Annotated in this window: 19 protein-coding genes and 1 pseudogene; 19 read left to right on the top strand and 1 reads right to left on the bottom strand. The window is 58.7% G+C overall.

Annotation, left to right across the window (positions count from 1 at the left end; translation table 11 throughout):
- Positions 1 to 66: 66 nt before the first annotated feature.
- From GN242_RS12955 to GN242_RS12870, 18 genes and pseudogenes are all read left to right on the top strand, one after another.
- Complete coding sequence (locus GN242_RS12955) at positions 67 to 453, top strand: hypothetical protein (protein WP_156287616.1); 387 nt, start codon at positions 67 to 69, stop codon at positions 451 to 453.
- A gap of 343 nt (positions 454 to 796) precedes the next feature.
- The gene (locus tag GN242_RS12950) at positions 797 to 1,525 is read left to right on the top strand and encodes a beta-ketoacyl synthase chain length factor (protein ID WP_156287615.1); all 729 of its coding nucleotides are present in this window, start codon (positions 797 to 799) and stop codon (positions 1,523 to 1,525) included.
- Positions 1,518 to 2,318 (top strand): lysophospholipid acyltransferase family protein, encoded by an 801-nt coding sequence (locus GN242_RS12945; RefSeq protein ID WP_154750712.1) that lies wholly within the window; start codon positions 1,518 to 1,520, stop codon positions 2,316 to 2,318. Before GN242_RS12950 ends, GN242_RS12945 begins: the two co-directional genes overlap by 8 nt.
- A gap of 15 nt (positions 2,319 to 2,333) precedes the next feature.
- The gene (locus GN242_RS12940) at positions 2,334 to 2,603 is read left to right on the top strand and encodes a phosphopantetheine-binding protein (protein WP_154750713.1); all 270 of its coding nucleotides are present in this window, start codon (positions 2,334 to 2,336) and stop codon (positions 2,601 to 2,603) included.
- Between the two features lie 22 nt (positions 2,604 to 2,625).
- Positions 2,626 to 2,874 carry an acyl carrier protein gene (locus tag GN242_RS12935; protein WP_133840948.1) on the top strand — a complete coding sequence of 83 codons (249 nt, stop codon included), beginning with the start codon at positions 2,626 to 2,628 and terminating at the stop codon, positions 2,872 to 2,874.
- Between the two features lie 28 nt (positions 2,875 to 2,902).
- Positions 2,903 to 3,454 carry a COG4648 family protein gene (locus tag GN242_RS12930; protein ID WP_156287614.1) on the top strand — a complete coding sequence of 184 codons (552 nt, stop codon included), beginning with the start codon at positions 2,903 to 2,905 and terminating at the stop codon, positions 3,452 to 3,454.
- Positions 3,418 to 4,782: an AMP-binding protein gene (locus GN242_RS12925; protein WP_231617093.1), complete on the top strand. Its 1,365-nt coding sequence runs from the start codon at positions 3,418 to 3,420 to the stop codon at positions 4,780 to 4,782. The genes GN242_RS12930 and GN242_RS12925 overlap by 37 nt, the downstream gene beginning before the upstream one ends.
- Entirely contained in the window at positions 4,769 to 5,113 is a 345-nt protein-coding gene (locus GN242_RS12920) for a 3-hydroxyacyl-ACP dehydratase FabZ family protein (RefSeq protein ID WP_156287613.1), read from the top strand. The genes GN242_RS12925 and GN242_RS12920 overlap by 14 nt, the downstream gene beginning before the upstream one ends.
- Positions 5,107 to 6,819, top strand: a complete 1,713-nt coding sequence (locus GN242_RS12915; protein ID WP_156287612.1) for a glycosyltransferase family 2 protein — start codon at positions 5,107 to 5,109, stop codon at positions 6,817 to 6,819. The genes GN242_RS12920 and GN242_RS12915 overlap by 7 nt, the downstream gene beginning before the upstream one ends.
- Positions 6,813 to 7,235 carry an acyl-CoA thioesterase gene (locus tag GN242_RS12910; RefSeq protein ID WP_156287611.1) on the top strand — a complete coding sequence of 141 codons (423 nt, stop codon included), beginning with the start codon at positions 6,813 to 6,815 and terminating at the stop codon, positions 7,233 to 7,235. Before GN242_RS12915 ends, GN242_RS12910 begins: the two co-directional genes overlap by 7 nt.
- Entirely contained in the window at positions 7,232 to 7,837 is a 606-nt protein-coding gene (locus GN242_RS12905; RefSeq protein ID WP_154750716.1) for a LolA family protein, read from the top strand. The genes GN242_RS12910 and GN242_RS12905 overlap by 4 nt, the downstream gene beginning before the upstream one ends.
- The gene (locus GN242_RS12900) at positions 7,809 to 10,127 is read left to right on the top strand and encodes an MMPL family transporter (RefSeq protein WP_156287610.1); all 2,319 of its coding nucleotides are present in this window, start codon (positions 7,809 to 7,811) and stop codon (positions 10,125 to 10,127) included. The genes GN242_RS12905 and GN242_RS12900 overlap by 29 nt, the downstream gene beginning before the upstream one ends.
- The gene (locus tag GN242_RS12895; RefSeq protein WP_156287609.1) at positions 10,124 to 10,690 is read left to right on the top strand and encodes a DUF3261 domain-containing protein; all 567 of its coding nucleotides are present in this window, start codon (positions 10,124 to 10,126) and stop codon (positions 10,688 to 10,690) included. Before GN242_RS12900 ends, GN242_RS12895 begins: the two co-directional genes overlap by 4 nt.
- A complete protein-coding gene (locus GN242_RS12890) occupies positions 10,690 to 11,841 on the top strand; it encodes a beta-ketoacyl-[acyl-carrier-protein] synthase family protein (protein WP_156287608.1) in 1,152 nt (383 codons plus the stop codon). Before GN242_RS12895 ends, GN242_RS12890 begins: the two co-directional genes overlap by 1 nt.
- Positions 11,841 to 12,317 carry a hotdog family protein gene (locus tag GN242_RS12885; protein WP_156287607.1) on the top strand — a complete coding sequence of 159 codons (477 nt, stop codon included), beginning with the start codon at positions 11,841 to 11,843 and terminating at the stop codon, positions 12,315 to 12,317. The genes GN242_RS12890 and GN242_RS12885 overlap by 1 nt, the downstream gene beginning before the upstream one ends.
- Positions 12,314 to 13,044 (top strand): annotated as a pseudogene (locus GN242_RS12880) (3-ketoacyl-ACP reductase FabG2). Before GN242_RS12885 ends, GN242_RS12880 begins: the two are co-directional and overlap by 4 nt.
- Positions 13,044 to 14,270 (top strand): beta-ketoacyl-ACP synthase, encoded by a 1,227-nt coding sequence (locus GN242_RS12875; RefSeq protein WP_154750722.1) that lies wholly within the window; start codon positions 13,044 to 13,046, stop codon positions 14,268 to 14,270. The pseudogene GN242_RS12880 and the gene GN242_RS12875 overlap by 1 nt, the downstream one beginning before the upstream one ends.
- Positions 14,271 to 14,612: 342 nt before the next feature.
- Positions 14,613 to 14,768, top strand: a complete 156-nt coding sequence (locus GN242_RS12870) for a hypothetical protein (protein ID WP_154750723.1) — start codon at positions 14,613 to 14,615, stop codon at positions 14,766 to 14,768.
- On the opposite strand, the gene GN242_RS12865 is transcribed toward GN242_RS12870, so the two are convergent.
- Positions 14,749 to 15,918: a beta-glucosidase gene (locus tag GN242_RS12865; protein WP_156287606.1), complete on the bottom strand. Its 1,170-nt coding sequence runs from the start codon at positions 15,916 to 15,918 to the stop codon at positions 14,749 to 14,751. The genes GN242_RS12870 and GN242_RS12865 overlap by 20 nt on opposite strands.
- A gap of 130 nt (positions 15,919 to 16,048) precedes the next feature.
- Here GN242_RS12865 and GN242_RS12860 point away from each other — a divergent pair, with 130 nt between their 5' ends.
- Positions 16,049 to 17,518 carry a phospholipase D family protein gene (locus GN242_RS12860; RefSeq protein WP_156287605.1) on the top strand — a complete coding sequence of 490 codons (1,470 nt, stop codon included), beginning with the start codon at positions 16,049 to 16,051 and terminating at the stop codon, positions 17,516 to 17,518.
- Positions 17,519 to 17,530 lie beyond the last annotated feature (12 nt).

Here is a 17,530-nt window from a genome sequence, read left to right as displayed (position 1 = left end):
TGCAGATTTGTTACGGAGCATATGCGAATAAGTAGCAGAAAGATGTGGGATATTTCCAGGGATGTTATGAAAAAACTACGTTTACTCCCCGTGTTGCTGTGCGCACTGGCGCTGGCAGGGTGCGCCCGCACTGAACCGGTCAAAAATATCAATCAAACGCTGGGTATAAGCTACAGCGACAGCCAGCTGAAAAGCGCCATTCTGGATGCCGGACGCGCGCGTCAGTGGATAATGCAGCCGCAGCAGCCGGGCGTGATTAACGGTCATATCATTCAGCGCGATCATAGCGCCGATATCCGTATTACTTACGGCGCAAATCATTATTCAATCAATTATATTGGCAGCAATAATTTGATGGCTCGAAAAGGTGAGATTCATCGTAATTACAATCGATGGGTGAATAACCTCGATAAAGATATCCAGTTACGCCTGGCATCATTGCCAGTGCAGTAATACCGGTCACTCTTCCTGTTACAGATGCGCGTGCTGCACCCGTAACTTGAATTATTGAGAGTGTAAGACGTAATGTCGGTTATTCGGGCAAAGCATTAAAGTTCCCGTCAGCCTGGCCGACAACCACACTCAATGTAGCGACGTGCAGTGCAGCGTTTTGTATCGCAAATGCGGTTAATTCTGAGAGCCAGCACTCAGGGCAAAACGCTATGCTGTAAACCGATCCCGGGACCGGATCGCCGGTTGCCCGGTCAGGTAGTCGCTGCGGGGTTCCGTCTGCGGATATCATCGAATTAATTGAAAACAGTGTGCGGCACTCCTGCACGCTGTAAGAAGAATCAGCATGAATTTAGCTTTCACACTCCTCGACTGGCAGGCGAGCGCGCCCGGGCTGCATGAGCCTGCGCACTGGCAGCACTGGGCTGAACAGCCGCCCGCCATCGACAGTACCCAGCCGCTGGCTAAATGCAGCCAGCTGCCGATGATGACTGCCCGGCGTCTGAACAGCGGCAGCCGGGCAGCGGTGGATTGTGGGCTGGCGCTGATGCGTCGTCATCCCGTGGATGCGCTGGTATTTACCAGCCGCCATGGTGAACTTGAACGTAATTTACGTATTCTCACTTCACTGTCTCAGCAGCAGAATCTGTCGCCTACGGACTTTGCCATGTCGGTGCATAATGCCGCCGTGGGCAGCTTGACCATTGCGGCGAGCGCACCCCTGGTTTCGACCTCGCTATCGGCAGGGGCGGACTCATTCCAGCAGGGACTGGCAGAAGTGGCGGCGCTGCATACGGCAGGTTATCGCCAGGTGCTGCTGGTGGATTTTGACGGCACCATCCCGGATATCTATCACCCCCATATTCCCGACCAGACGCTGTTCGCCGCCTATGCGGTGGCGCTGCTGCTGGCTCCGGGGGATGAGTGCCAGTGCAGCAGCCAGGCGGATACCACACCGCGCGCCGCCGCACTGCCACAAAGCCTGCTATTCCTGCACGGCTGGCTGGCGCGTCAGTCAAGCTTCAGCGTTGCGGGTGAACGCCTGCGCTGGCAGTGGAGATGCCGTCATGGCTGATATCTCCCTGCGCGCGCGACGTCCTTATCGTTTACTGAATCGTTACTGGCGCATCCTGATGACCGGCTGCTGCTTTACGCTGTTTGGTCTTGGCGGGCTGATGCTGTCGCTGGTGTGGTTCAACCTGTTGCTGCTCATCGTGCGCCATCCCCGGCAGCGCCGTCGTCTGGCGCGGCGCAGTATCTCCTGCTGTTTTCGCTTTTTTCTGCGCTGCTGCCGTACGGTAGGAGTGTTTGATTACCGCATTGAAGGGGCCGGGCTGCTGCGCCAGGATCGCCGTTGTCTGATTGTGGCAAACCATCCTTCACTGGTGGATTACGTCTTCCTGGCCTCGGTGATGCCGGAAGCTGACTGCCTGGTAAAAGCCGGGTTACAGAAGAATCTGTTCCTCTCCGGGGTAATTCGTGCTGCGGATTATCTGGTTAACAGCCAGGGAGAGACGCTGCTCCCGGACAGTCAGCGCCGTCTCGATCAGGGCGATGCGATTATTCTCTTCCCGGAAGGTACCCGCACCCGTTACGGCGAGCCGCTCCGGCTACAGCGTGGCGCGGCCAATATCGCAGTGCGCTGCGGCTGCGACCTGCGTCTGGTACATATTGTCTGCACTCAGCGTATGCTCGATAAACAGAGCCGCTGGTACCAGGTGCCCGAAGAAAAGCCGCTGTTCACCATTCGGGTGCGGGAGCGTATCGATGGCAGCACATTTTTGGCAGGGGAGGAGGAGCTCGAATCGCGCGCCGCGCGCCGCCTCACTCACTATTTGCAAGATGCATTAACACCAGAACATCAATAATTATTCGGAAACAGTATGGAAGAGTTATCGCTCGAAATTAAACAGATGATTATCGACACGCTTAATCTGGAAGAGGTCAGCGTGATGGATATTGAAACCGACGCACCGCTGTTTGGTGATGGTCTGGGCCTTGATTCCATCGACGCGCTGGAGCTGGGCCTCGCGGTGAAAACCCGTTACGGCGTGGTGCTCTCTGCGGAAAGCGACGAAATGCGCCAGCACTTTTATTCCGTTGCCACCCTGGCGGCGTTTATTCATGCCCAGCGTTCAGCGCTGACGGCCTGATCGTATCCAGGAGAAGAGCGTAATGGATAAGAACGAAATTTATCAGGAAATCACCGGCCTGCTGGTCAAGCTGTTTGAGCTGGATGCCGACGATATCAAGCCCGAGTCGCGCCTGTATGAAGATCTTGAACTGGACAGCATTGATGCCGTCGATATGGTGGTGCATCTGCAAAAACGTATTGGCCGCAAAATCAAACCTGAAATCTTTAAATCGGTGCGCACCGTTCAGGACGTGGTGGATGCCGTTGAACAACTGCTGCGTGAAGGCTGATCGTTAACGGCGGCAGGGAAGGCTAACCATGCTACGTATTCTCACCGGGCTGCTGCTGGTGCTCTGGCCATTTCTGGTCTGGTTCAGCCTGACTCACCCGCAGTACCGCTGGCTGCTGCCGCTAATGGCGCTGCTGTTTGTGCTGCGCTGGCTGGGATTACGTCATCAGGTGGGGGCTTTTGCTGCCGCAGGAAAATGGCTGGCAGTGGCCGGTGCCGGGCTGTGTGCCGCCAGTATGTTGCTGCGCGACCATCATCTGCTGCTGTGGTATCCGGTGGCGGTGAACGCCATTCTGCTGCTGCTGTTTGCCAGCTCTTTATTCAGCGCCATGCCGCTGGTGGAGAGGCTGGCACGCCTGCGTGAAGCGGAGCTGCCGCCACGAGCGGTGGCCTACACGCGGCGGGTCACGCAGGTCTGGTGCCTGTTTTTTCTGTTTAATGGCGGCGTGGCGCTGGTCACCTGCCTGCAAAACACTCTTCTCTGGTGGACGTGGTGGAACGGACTAATCAGCTATCTGTTAATCGGGCTGTTAATGGCGGGCGAATGGTGTGTGCGTCAGCGCATCAGGGCGTCACGGTGAATCGCGGCGTATTGCCGATGGGCGAATGGCTGACGGCTGCCGCGCCCGGCGTGGTGGCACGCACTGGCACAGTTGAATGGAGCCGCCAGCAGTGGCAGCAGCAGGTTACCGCTCTCGGCCAGCGTCTGCTGGCACACCCCGGGCAGCGCTGGGCGCTCTGCTTTGAAGACAGTTATCTGTTCAGCGTTGCGCTGCTGGCCGCACTCCATGCCGGAAAAATCCCGCTGATCCCTGGCCACTGCCGCCCTTCACTGCTGGCGGAGCAGGCTGCGGATTTCGACGGCGTACTCAGCGATAAAGCGTTTACCCTCAGCTGCCCGGTGTGGCAGGTGGCCGGGGCTGACGAGGCGATATCTGGCCCGCTACCGCCCATCGGCCCGGATGCGGCGGTGGTACTGTTTACTTCCGGCTCAACCGGTACTCCGCGTCAGGTGATAAAACCTATCGCCAGCCTCGACGAAGAGGCGCGCTGGCTTGACAGACTGTGGGGCGATCGTCTGCAAGGCTGCACCCTGATTTCCTCAGTCACCCATCAGCATCTTTATGGGCTGAGTTTTCGTGTAGTGATGCCGATGGCACTGGGGCTGCCGTTCGACAGTCGCCAGGTTTGCTACAGTGAACAGCTGGTAGCGCAGCCCGCAGGGCGTCTGGCGTTTATCAGCAGCCCGGCCTTTCTGCGACGCATTGATTTCTCTCTTACGGCTCCTGACTGCCGCCTGACGGTCTCCGCCGGGGGGGCGCTGCCGTGGGCAGATGCACAGGCAGTAGAGCGCTGGACGGGCTATCCGGTGGAAGAGATCTACGGCAGCACAGAAACCAGCGCCATTGCCAGCCGCAGCCGCAGCGCTGATCGGGTACCCTGGCAGCCGTTCAGCGGTGTGCAGCTGCGGCAGGATGAGCAGAATAACTGGTGGGTAAGTTCGGCATTAATTCCGCAGCCACAGGGGTGGATGCTGGATGACAAGCTGGTATTCAGCGCCGGTGGCTTTCAGCTCTGTGGTCGCCATGACCGCATCGTAAAAATTGAAGATAAACGCGTGTCGCTCAGCGAGATTGAGCGGCGGCTGCTGGCGCTACCGCAGGTTGCCGATGCGGTGGCGCTCCAGGTGGTGCGCGGCGATCGTAGCGGTATCGGCGTTGTGCTGGTGCTGCATCAGGCGGAGGGCGACCTTAACGCACTGAAACGCCAGTGGCGTCACGAACTGCAACGCTGGCTGGAGCCTGTGGCGATGCCAAGATTCTGGCGGGTAGTGGATATCATTCCGCATAACAGTCAGAGCAAACGTGCCTGGCCGCAAATACAGGAGTTATTTTATGTTGCCCGTTGAGCTTGCGGTACAACAGCAGGGCAGCGAAGCCGAACTGCTGCTGCGCGTCGATGCCGATCTGTTCTGGTTTCAGGGGCATTTCCCCGGCCAGCCGCTGCTGCCCGGTGTGGCGCAGCTGGACTGGGTGATCCATTACGGCACCACGCTGCTGGCCCCGGGAAAACAGTTTGCTTCCGTCGAAAATATTAAATTCCAGCAGCCGATCCTGCCGGGATCCACGCTGAAACTCACCCTTATCTGGCTACCCGAGAAAGGGCTGAATTTTCATTTTCAAAGGGTGACAGAGGCTGGCCTGAGCAGTGCCAGCAGCGGGAAAATCCGCCTGTGCTGAACGAGACTTTCCGTCCCTGCGTGGTGATCCCTTGCTATAACCATGGCGTGATGATGGCGTCGGTGCTGGCACGCCTGGCACCGTTTAATCTGCCGGTGCTGATAGTTGATGACGGTAGCGATAGCGAAACCGCCCGCCAGCTTGCGGCCCTTGTTCGGCCCGGTGTGGAGCTGCTGCGTCTGACGCCCAATCAGGGGAAAGGTGCGGCGGTGCTGGCCGGTCTGGCGGCGCTGGGCCGTCAGGGCTTTACCCATGCGGTGCAGGTTGACGCGGACGGGCAGCACCAGATCGAAGATTGTCCGCGCCTGCTGGCGGCCGCACGTGCTGCGCCGGAGGCGCTGATCTCCGGCCAGCCGCAGTATGACGACTCGGTTCCCCGGGCCAGGCTGTATGGCCGCTATATCACCCATTTCTGGGTCTGGGTGGAAACCCTCTCTTTCTCGCTGAAAGACAGCATGTGCGGGTTCCGCGTCTATCCGCTGGCCCCGACACTGTTGCTGGCTCAACGGCATGCCATTGGCCAGCGTATGGATTTCGACACGGAAATTATGGTGCGTCTCTATTGGGCAGGCACCCCGTCATACTTCATTCCCACCCGCGTGACCTATCCGCAGGACGGGCTATCGCACTTTGATGCGCTGCGCGACAATCTGCGTATCTCCTGGATGCATACCCGCTTATTCTTCGGCATGCTGCCGCGTATTCCCTCCCTGCTGCGCCGCCGTGCAACCCGGCACTGGTCAGCGACGCCGGAGCGCAACGGACTCTGGGGCATTCGCTTTATGCTCGCGGTGTATCAGCGCTTTGGCCGCCGGGCATTTACGCTGCTGCTGTGGCCGGTGACCGCAGTTTACTGGTTGAGCGGCGGCGAACAACGCCGGGCTTCACAACAGTGGCTGGAGGCCATCAGCACATATGCTGAGAAGCAGCAGGTCACCCTGCCAAAGCCGCTGAACAGCTTTCACCACTTTCTGCGTTTCGGTGACGCCATGCTGGATAAAATTGCCAGCTGGCGTGGCGATCTGCGCTGGGGAAAAGCCATCGATTTTGCTCCCGGCGCTGAAGCGGTAATTAATCACGCCACCCCGGGCGGGCGGCTGATCCTCGCTTCTCATTTGGGCGATATTGAAGCCTGCCGGGCGCTGGCGCAGCAGGTGAGCGGGCTGGTGATTAACGCACTGGTGTTTACCGATCACGCCCGCCGTTTTAAACAGGTGCTGGATGAGATTGCCCCGGAGGCGAGCATTAACGTTATTCCGGTGAGTCAAATCGGCCCGGAAACCGCCATACTGCTGCGGCAGAAGCTCGATGCCGGAGAGTGGGTGGCGATTGTCGGTGACCGTACTGCGGTGAATCGCCAGCGCGGCGGCAGCCGACGCGTGATATGGAGCGAGTTTCTCGGCAAACCGGCACCGTTCCCGCAGGGGCCGTTTGTTCTGGCGGCTGCGCTGCGCTGCCCGGTGATACTGATGTTTGCCCTGCGTCAGGGCAGGACACTGCGTCTGCACTGTGAACACTTTGCTGACCCGCTGGAGCTGCCGCGTGCGACACGCCAGCAGGCGCTCCAGAAGGCGGTAGATCGCTATGCGCAGCGGCTGGAACACTATGCGCTGCTGTCGCCGCTCGACTGGTTTAACTTTTTTGATTTCTGGCAGCTGCCGGAAGTCCCACCGACTGAAGAAAAAGAGAAGGAGTTCCGGTGTTAAACGATGCGCGTTTCTCTGTTGAGGTTGAGCTGACCGTCCCGTTCCACGATGTGGATGCGATGGGCGTAGTCTGGCACGGCAACTATTTCCGCTATTTCGAGATCGCCCGCGAAGCCCTGCTGGGCAAATTTAACTACGGCTACCGCGAGATGAAGGCCTCCGGCTATGTCTGGCCGGTCGTCGATACCCGGGTGAAGTATCGCGGCACTCTGACCTTTGAACAGCGTATCCGCGTGCGTGCCACTATTGAAGAGGTGGAAAATCGTCTGCGTATTGCCTATCAGATTTTCGACGCAGAGAGCGGCCAGCGCACCACCACCGGCTACACCATTCAGGTGGCAGTGGCTGAAGGAGATAAGGGTATCAGCTTTGTCTCCCCGCAAATCCTGTTTGACCGACTGGGAGTGACGCCATGATCAGAATGTTATTTACCCTGCTGACGCTATGCAGCCTCAGTGCGCAGGCCGTCACGCTGGACGAGCTGCAACAGCGCTTTGCCAGTCAGCCGGTGGTGCGTGCTGACTTCAACCAGCTGCGCACCATTAAAGGTATGACGCAGCCGCTGAAATCGAGCGGACAGCTGATGATCGCCCAGGACAAAGGGCTGTGGTGGCAGCAGGCGAAACCCTTCCCGCTGACGCTGGTGTTGGATGAAAAACGCATGGTGCAGGTGATGAACGGGCAGCCACCAGAAATTGTCACCGCCGACAGTAATCCGCAGATGTTCCAGTTCAACCACCTGCTGCGTGCGCTTTTCCAGGCTGACCGCAGCGTGCTGGAGCAGAACTTCGCGCTGGATTTTCACGACCTCGGGCAGGATCGCTGGCGTCTGGTACTGACGCCATCCACCTCACCGCTGGATAAGCTGTTTACTAACATTACGTTGCAGGGGGCTGGCTATCTCGACACCATCCAGCTCAACGATCGCCAGGGCGATCGCACCGATATTACCCTCAGCAACCAGCGCCTGACGCCGACCACTCTCACCGATGCAGAGCAGCAGCGTTTTGTTTTCTGATCGCAGTCGTGCGATTGCCGCTGCCTGGCTGATGGTCTGCCTGCTGTTGCTGGCAGGTCTGGCTTTGCTGCTGCCGCAGGCACGAATTAACAGCAGCGTGCTGGCGCTCCTGCCCGCGCAGTCGATGGGCGCGATGCCTGCCGATCTGCAACAGGGCTTTATGCAGCGTCTTGACCGCCAGATGGTGTGGCTGGTCAGCCCCGGTAAGCAGGATGATCCGGCTGTGGCGCAGGCGCTGCTGACGCGCCTGCAACAGCTTGACGGTTTAGCGCAGGTGAAAGGGCCGCTGGATGCGCGACAGCAGCAGGCCTGGGGGCAGTTTGCCTGGCAGCATCGCAACAGCATGATTGATGCCGCCACGCGCGCACGTCTGCAAAACGGTGGCACAGCGCAGGCGGACTGGGTGCTGGCTCAACTCTACTCGGCTTTTGCCGGAGTCAGCGGGCAGGAGATCAGCCACGATCCGTTGATGCTGGTGCGCGGTGCTCAACTGGCGATGCAGCAGAATGCCAGCCAGCTTGGCCTGAGCAACGGCTGGCTGACCACCCGCGATAAGCAGGGGCGGCAGTGGTACTTTATCCATGGAGAACTGGCGAGTAGCTCCTTTGATATGCAGCAAAGCCATGCCATTACCGGCCAGCTTAAGGCGATTGAGCGGGAGCTGCGACAGCAGTTCCCGGATGCGCAACTGCTGTCACGCGGTACCGTGTGGTTCAGCGATTATGCCAGTCAGCAGGCGCAGCATGATGTTTCCACCCTCGGTGTGGCTACCATCGCCGGTGTGCTGCTGCTGGTGTTCTCAGTGTTTCGTTCACCGCGTCCGCTGCTGCTGTGTGCGCTGTCGGTAGGCATTGGTGCGCTGGCCGGAACGGTGGTTACGCTGCTTTGCTTCGGTGAGCTGCATCTGATGACGCTGGTGATGAGCCTCAGTATTGTCGGTATCTCGGCGGATTACACCCTCTATTACCTGACCGAACGCATGGTGCACGGGGCGGAAATGACGCCGCAGCAAAGCCTGCATAAAGTGATGCGAGCGCTGCTGCTGGCGCTGGGGACTACCGCTATTGCCTGGCTGATCATGGTGATCGCGCCGTTCCCGGGGATTCGCCAGCTGGCGGTGTTCGCCGCTGTCGGTCTGGCGGCTTCCTGCCTGACGGTCATCTGCTGGTATCCGCTGCTGGTAAAAGGGCTGCCGATACGTCCGGTGCCGCAGATGGCGCTGATGGGGCGCTGGCTGGCGGCATGGCGGCGTAATAACCGCCTGCGTATTGGCCTGCCGCTGCTGGTAGCGCTGATCTCGCTGGCGGGGCTGAGTCAGCTACGTATCGACGATGATATTTCTCAGTTGCAGTCGCTGCCCCGGCATCTGCTGGCACAGGAGCGGCAGGTGACGGCGCTTACCGGGCAGAGCGCAGATCAGACCTGGCTGGCCGTCTCCGGCAATAATCCGCAGCAGACGCTGCAACGCCTTGAGGCGCTGGCCCCGAAACTTGCCGATGCGCGTCGCCAGCAGTGGCTGAAGCAATATCGACTGCTGCCGCTCTCTTCCCTGGTGCAGCAGCAGCAGGATTTGCAGCTGCTGCACCAGGCGGCCCCGACGGTAATGGCCCGTTTACAGGAGGCGGGCGTTACGGTCAGCACTCCCGATCTCAGGGCGATGCCGCTGACGCCGCAGGCGTGGCTCGACAGCCAGAACAGTGAAGGCTGGCGGCTGCTGTGGCTGACTCTGCCTGACGGGCGCAGCGGGGTGCTGGTGCCGCTAACCGGAGTGACTAACCGGGCGGCGCTGGCGCAGCTGGCCGCCAGTCAGCCCGGCGTCAGCTGGATCGACCGCAAACAGACTTTTGACGAGCTGTTCGCGTTTTATCGCACCCTGCTGGGATGGCTGCTGGCGGCGGCACTGGTGGCCATTGCCCTGAGCAACGTGCTGCGGCTCGGCTGGCGTCAGGGGCTGCTGACGGTGATCCCCTCGGTGCTGTCGCTGGGCGGCGGGCTGGCGGCGCTGGCGTTCTCCGGCCATACGCTGAACCTGTTCTCGCTGCTGGCCCTGGTGCTGGTGCTGGGGATTGGCATTAATTACACCCTTTTCTTCAGCAATCCGCGCGGCACGCCGATAACCTCTCTGCTGGCGGTGACGCTGGCGATGGCTACCACGCTGCTGACGCTGGGGATGCTGGTATTCAGCAGCACTCAGGCGATCAGCAGTTTCGGCATTGTGATGTGCAGCGGTATCTTTACCGCCTTTTTACTGTCCCCGCTGGCGCTGCCGGTGAAACGGAGAAAAAAATGAAAAGCCTTCTGACGCTGCTTTGTGCCGCGCTGCTGTTAACGGGCTGCGCCGGAAAACCGGACGAGACGCGACCGCAGGCATGGCTTAAACCGGGCGTACGTGTGACATTGCCGCCGCCGGCCATCGACCCGGCGTTCAGCCAGCAGCAGCTGTTGACCGGCAGTTTCAAAGGGAAGCAGCAGTCCCTGCTGGTGATGCTGAGTGCCGATGGTCAGCAGCTCACGCTGGCCGGTCTCTCATCGCTCGGTATTCGTCTGTTCCGCGTGACCTATGATTCCAGCGGAATTCATACTGAGCAGTCGCTGATCTTGCCGGAAATGCCGCCAGCCAGCCAGGTGCTGGCCGATATTATGCTCAGTCACTGGCCGCTAGCGGCCTGGCAGCCGCGTCTGCCGGCGGGCTGGACGCTGACAGACAAGGGCGACCGGCGTCAGCTGCGCGATGCCGACGGCGGGCTGGTCACTGAGATCCGCTATCTGCAACGCGGCACGCAGCGGCTGCCCGTCAGCGTTCAGCAGTTTGCCTTTGGTTACCATATCTTGATTCAGAATCTGGACGGCTGATGATGTTTATTTCTGCGGTGGGGATGCTTAACGCGCTGGGCGCAGGTGCTGATGAGGTCGCCGGCAATTTGCAGCGCGGTGTGGCACCGGGAATGCACGCCGACAGCGGCTGGCTGATCGGGGGTAAACCCTGCTGGATCGGGCGAGTGGAGGCGCAACTGCCTGCGGTTCCTTCCCGCCTTGCGGCCCATAACAGCCGGAACAACCAGCTGCTGCTGGCGGCGCTGGCACAGATTGACGCTGAAGTTCAGTTAGCCATTGCCCGCTTTGGTGCGGATCGCGTGGCAGTGGTGCTGGGTACCAGTACTTCCGGCCTCGACGAGGGCGATCGCTTTATCAGCGGCGACAGCGCAAACTATCACTATTTCCAGCAGGAACTGGGGGATCCGTCGCGTTTCCTGGCGGATTATCTGCATCTTAGCGGCCCGGCCTACACGCTTTCTACTGCCTGCTCCTCAAGTGCGCGTGCGCTGATCAGCGGCCAGCGGTTGATCGATGCCGGACTGGCGGACGTGGCAATTGTTGGCGGCGCGGATACGCTCAGTCGGATGCCGCTCAACGGCTTTGACAGCCTGGAGTCGCTCTCGTCCGGGCGCTGTGTGCCATTCAGCCAGCAGCGTGCGGGTATCACCATTGGTGAAGGGGCAGCGCTGATGTTGCTGACGCGTGAACCTCAGCCGGTGGCGATCCTCGGCGTTGGCGAGTCCTCTGACGCCTGGCATATGTCGGCACCGCATCCCGAAGGGGAGGGGGCAAAGCGTGCAATCCAGATGGCGCTGCAACAGGCGGGGCTGGCAACGGATGACGTGGGCTATATCAATTTGCACGGCACCGCTACTCGCCTGAATGACCAGATTGAAGCCGGGGTAGTCAGCGCGCTGTTTGGCGACCGTGTTCCGTGCAGCTCCACCAAACATTTAACCGGTCATACGCTTGGTGCAGCCGGTATTGTCGAGGCGGCGCTTTGCTGGCTGATCCTCACCCGCGATCTGCCGCTGCCACCGCAGGACTTCAGCGCCAGCACTCCGGACAGCTCGCTGCCTGACTGTGGCCTGCTGATGGTGCCTGCGCCGCTGGCGCGCCCGGTGGTGATGAGCAACTCTTTTGCTTTTGGCGGCAACAATGCCTGCCTGATTTTAGGAGCGCTGTAATGTCAGAATATCAACCCGCTGCCTGTTATCTGCCCCATGCCGCGCCGATGGTGCTGGTGGAGCGGGTGATTATGGTCAGCGATGAAGAGGCGCACTGCCAGGTGCGGATCAGCCCTGATGGCGTACTGGCTCCGTTTCTTACCCCGGAGGGAGCGCTGCCCGCCTGGTTTGGCATCGAAATTATTGCCCAGACGATAGGCATCTGGTCAGGCTGGCATGGTCGCAAGCAGCAGCAGCAGGCTCCGCGCCCCGGAATGCTGTTGGGGGGCCGTGGCTACCGCTGTCAGCAGGCGCAATTCCCGGCTGGCAGCGTACTTGATGTTCGCGTCAGTTTGCTGATGCGTGATGAAAAAATGGGTAGTTTTGACGGCGTGATCACCATTGATGGCAACACCTGGGCCTCTGGCCGGTTGAACACCTATCAGCCCGATGAACAAGAATTACAACAAATTATGCAACAGGATATTCAGGAATGACGCGTTCTGTTTTAGTTACCGGGGCCAGTAAAGGCATTGGCCGTGCGATTGCGCTGCGTCTGGCCGCTGATGGATTTAGCGTGGTGGTGCACTTTCACAGCGATCGGCAGGGCGCGCTGGATACCCTGCATCAGATAGAAACCGCCGGAGGCGCGGGTCGCGTGCTGGGTTTTGATATCGCTAACCGCGAACAGTGCCGTACCCGGCTTGAGGCTGATATGAGCAGTACGGGGCCTATTATGGCGTGGTCAGCAATGCCGGGATCGCCCGTGACGGTGCATTTCCTGCCCTGAGCGATGAGGACTGGGATCGGGTGATCCATACCAATCTTGACAGTTTTTATAACGTCATCCAGCCCTGCGTGATGCCGATGATTGGCCTGCGCAAAGGGGGGCGCATTATCACTCTCTCCTCTGTCTCCGGCATGATGGGCAACCGGGGTCAGGTGAACTATAGCGCCGCCAAAGCGGGCATTATTGGTGCAACCAAAGCGCTGGCGATCGAGCTGGCAAAACGCAAAATCACCGTTAACTGTATTGCGCCGGGTCTGATTGATACCGGTATGATTCAGATGGAACCCCTGGCGGTGGATGAAGCGCTGAAGATGATCCCGATGAAGCGTATGGGTGCGGCAGAAGAAGTGGCCGGGCTGGCAAGTTATCTGATGTCGGATATTGCGGGCTACGTCACCCGCCAGGTGATTTCGATTAACGGAGGGATGCTGTAATGCGCCGTGTAGTGGTAACGGGAATGGGCGGCGTGACCGCATTTGGTGAAAACTGGCAGGCGGTATCTGCACGTCTGCGTGCGGGTGAAAATGCAGTACGTAAGATGCCGGAGTGGCAGGTCTATGACGGTCTCAATACCCTTTTAGGTGCGCCGGTAGATGATTTTGCTCTGCCGGAGCATTACACGCGCAAACGCATCCGTTCAATGGGCCGCGTCTCGCTGATGGCCACCCGCGCCACTGAGCTGGCGCTGGAGCAGGCCGGATTAATTGGTCACCCGGTACTGACCAACGGCGATACCGGTATTGCCTACGGCTCTTCCACCGGCAGCACCGGGCCGGTAAGCGAATTTGCCACTATGCTGACGGAAAAGCACACCAATAACATTACCGGCACCACCTATGTACAGATGATGCCGCATACTACCGCAGTCAACGCCGGACTGTTCTTTGGCCTGCGAGGTCGCGTCATCCCCACCTCCAGCGCCTGCACCTCCGGCAGCCAGGCTATTGGCTATGCCTGGGAAGCAATCCGTCATGGTTACCAGACGGTGATGGTGGCAGGTGGTGCTGAGGAGCTGTGCCCGTCTGAAGCGGCGGTATTTGATACGCTGTTTGCCACCAGCCAGCGCAACGATCGGCCGGAAAGCACCCCATCGCCATTTGACGCGCAGCGTGACGGGCTGGTGATTGGCGAAGGAGCGGGGACGCTGGTGCTGGAAGATCTTGAACACGCGCAGGCACGCGGCGCGACGATCTATGCAGAGATCGTCGGCTTTTATACCAACTGCGATGCTGCGCATATTACCCAGCCGCAGCGCGAAACCATGCAGATTTGTATTGAAAGGGCGCTGCGCTCTGCCGGACTGACGGCCGATGATATTGGCTATATCAGCGCTCACGGTACGGCGACCGATCGTGGCGATGTGGCAGAGAGCCACGCGACGGCAGCGGTGTTTGGCAATCGCACACCTATTTCATCGCTGAAAAGTTATTTTGGTCATACGCTGGGTGCCTGTGGTGCGCTGGAGGCATGGATGAGTATTGAAATGATGCGTGAGGGTTGGTTTGCGCCGACGCTCAATCTGACACAGCCCGCTGAGGATTGCGCCGAGCTGGACTACATCATGCAACAGCCCCGCGCTGTGCAGACTCAGTACATTCAGTCGAACAACTTTGCCTTTGGCGGCATTAACACTTCCCTGATTTTTCGCCGCTGGTCCTGACTGATTGCAGCGCTGCGACGGCAGCGCTGTTTTTAAGGAAATATTAGTCAGCATTAATAATTATCCCTACTGATTATTCAGGAAATGAAGTACTGCTTTTAGCTGATAATTAATAAAAAATTAACGCTTATTGCTGATTCAACAGTGTTGAATCAATTTATTACGGCAATCTTCCCATAATTCATGCTATGATTTGACGCGATAATTCAGTAAATACTGGTGCGATCAGGAGCATTGCACTCCTGAGACAGAGTGAATTTTTGTTAGTTAAGCTTACTTTTTTGGGTGAAAAGGACGTCTTTCATTTTTACTGGCACCCCCCTACAGGATCGTTTTGCCAGTATGCTGTGGCTGAACATGAAAAACAGTTCCAAACCTGAGTTTGAAAAAGAACCTCGCGTGCAGTTAGACGATGCGCAGTTTGCCATCGTGGTGCTGGCCGTAACCTCATTCACGCTGATCATCTTTGTCCTTGCGATCACGTTGTGGATGTCCTGAGCGGATCCTGCTGATGTTTTATCTGCTGGCTGCGAAGCGTGAGCGCCATCGATTCATTAACGGTGCGATTTCCATTGGCATCAGGTAGACCAAACAGGCCAACGGGATAGCGGCGGTCGTCATCCCAGGCCGGGTAGTCAACTACCGGATAGAGAGAAATCCCCTCCAGCTGTACCCCTGCATTAAGCGCCAGATCCACCTCCTGACTGACCAGACTGAGCCATGCCTGGCTGCGATCGGCTTCTGCGCCGGTTTCGGCAATCAGCAGTGGTCGTTGATAGCGCTGCCATACCTCCTGCAACAGCAGATTGAGAGGGCGGTAGTCCGGATGATGCGGTTCCAGCGGATCGCCGTTATGGAACCACTGGTTATCCGGATACCAGGTCAGACCGATAATATCGAGCAACTCCTCCGATCCCCCCAGCTCCGGCTCATCTCTTCCTGCCAGCCAGTCCCAGACTTCATACTGCGCCTGATGCTGCTGCTGTGCCTGCAATCTGGCGGCGGTGGAATATCCCGATGCGGCAACATTGACCAGCGGATCGGTAAGCACAAAGCGTGCGCCGGGAAGCTCGTCACGGATGGCGTGCATGGCGGCAATACTGGCACGGGTTAGCTGCCGTTTAAGCTCGCGCCCCCTTCCGGTCACAAACGGGTTAAACCAGGCGATTTCGGCACCGGCCCATGACCAGAATGAGATTTGATTCATCGGGGTGATAAATGGCCGGGTCAGGCCCTCTTCGCGCATCAGCCGGGCCAGCGCACCCGCATAGGCGCTGAAACGATCGATAAATTCCGGCTGCCAGATATCCAGCCCGTCCGGCCAGCCGAAATGCGCCAGTTCCCAGATCATCTCAATGCCCTGAGCCTGTGCTGTTTTTAACTGCGGCAAAAAGCTATCCCAGTGGTATTCTCCGGGTTGCGATTCAATTAAATACCAGCGTGCGCCATCGCGCGCCGTCAGGATGTGATGACTGGTCAGCAGGGCATAATCTTTTTCCAGCAGCGTGTCATGCCCGCTGCTGATCATCAGATCTGCCCGTTTTCCGGGTGTCCGGCAGGCGGTGGAGCAGGCAAAGCTCCCCTGGAAAAAGCTGGAAAACAGGCCTGGCTGGTGACGGCTCTGGGCCGTTAAGCTGCCATGATGCATGATGCTCTCCTGGGCAATAAAATCGCGGGGCGATGGGCTAAGTCTAGACTATATGTTTAGCTGCCTGAGCTGACCTTGGAACAGAGAGGGTTTACCGGATGAATAACAGCATTGCCGCTAAGGATCGCTGATGACCGACACGCTTCACCCACAGCAGGCAGACAGCGGTGCTGTCTCTACACGCCTGGCGCAGGCGATTACGCCGCTGGTTGCCAGGCATCCGCAGCACAGCGGTGTTTATCCGCTGGGCGAGGGGCTTGATGCCTTCGCCGCGCGCTATCAGCTCATCACGCTGGCGGAAAAGACGCTGGATATTCAGTACTACATCTGGCAGAACGATCTGTCCGGCAGGCTGCTGTTCAGCGCACTGCTGGCGGCGGCACAGCGTGGAGTAAAGGTGCGCCTGCTGCTGGATGATAATAATACTCAGGGGCTGGATAAGACGCTGACCGAGCTGAACCGCCATCCGCTGATTGAGGTGCGCCTGTTTAACCCGTTTAACTTTCGCTCTTTGCGCGCGCTGGGCTACCTGACGGACTTCGCCCGCCTGAACCGCAGGATGCACAACAAGAGTTTCACCGTAGATAATGCCGCCACTATTGTTGGCGGTCGCAATGTGGGTGACGAATATTTTGGCGTAGGCGATGAACCTCTGTTTTCCGATCTTGACGTGCTGGCGGTAGGTCCGGTGGTCGCAGAGGTGGCGCAGGACTTTGATCGCTACTGGCAGAGCCGCCCGGTAGCGCCACTGCGCCAGATAGTGGATGAAGGAGAGATTGATACTTCTGCTGTGTCATTGCCCGAAGCCTGGCGCGACAGCCCGCAGGTGGCCCGCTATCTGCGTCAGATTGATGAGTCGACCTTCGTCAGCCAGCTGGACACCCGCAGGCTGCCTTTTACCTGGGCAAAAACCCGGCTGTTAAGTGACGATCCGCGCAAAGGGCTGGGGCGGGCGAGAACCAGTACGCTGTTACCCCAGCGTCTGCTGGAGGTGATCGGCAGGCCTGAGCAGCAGCTGGATATTATCTCTGCTTATTTTGTCCCGACGCGCAGCGGCGTGGCGCAGCTGCTGGCTCTGGTGCGTAAAGGCGTCAAAATTTCAATCCTCACCAATTCGCTGGCGGCTAATGATGTCTCGATAGTCCATGCCGGTTATGCCAAATGGCGCAAAAAGCTGCTGCGCCACGGTATTCGTTTATACGAACTGAAACCCAATACCGGCGTACGAGAACCGAGTCACGATCGCGGTCTGACCGGCAACTCAGGTTCCAGCCTGCATGCCAAAACCTTTAGCGTCGACAATCAGACGGTATTTATTGGTTCGTTTAACTTTGACCCGCGATCAGCGGTGCTGAATACCGAAATGGGGCTGTTAATAGAGAATGACGTCCTCGCAACGCGCATTCATCAGCGTTTTATCAGCAGTATGCGCGACCGCGCCTGGACCCTGCGTCTGGATAAATGGGGGCGGGTGAACTGGGTAGAGTATCCGGGGGAGGGGGCAAATGAAGTGGTACATAAGCATGAGCCGCGTACCCTACTGATGCAGCGTCTGCTGGTGCGTCTGGTGTGGCGTTTACCGATTGAGTGGTTGCTATAAGGGCCGGTATTC

The organism is Erwinia sorbitola (assembly GCF_009738185.1).
In the GTDB taxonomy this organism is placed as follows: domain Bacteria; phylum Pseudomonadota; class Gammaproteobacteria; order Enterobacterales; family Enterobacteriaceae; genus Erwinia; species Erwinia sorbitola.
This window is presented reverse-complemented; position numbering and strand designations above follow the sequence as displayed.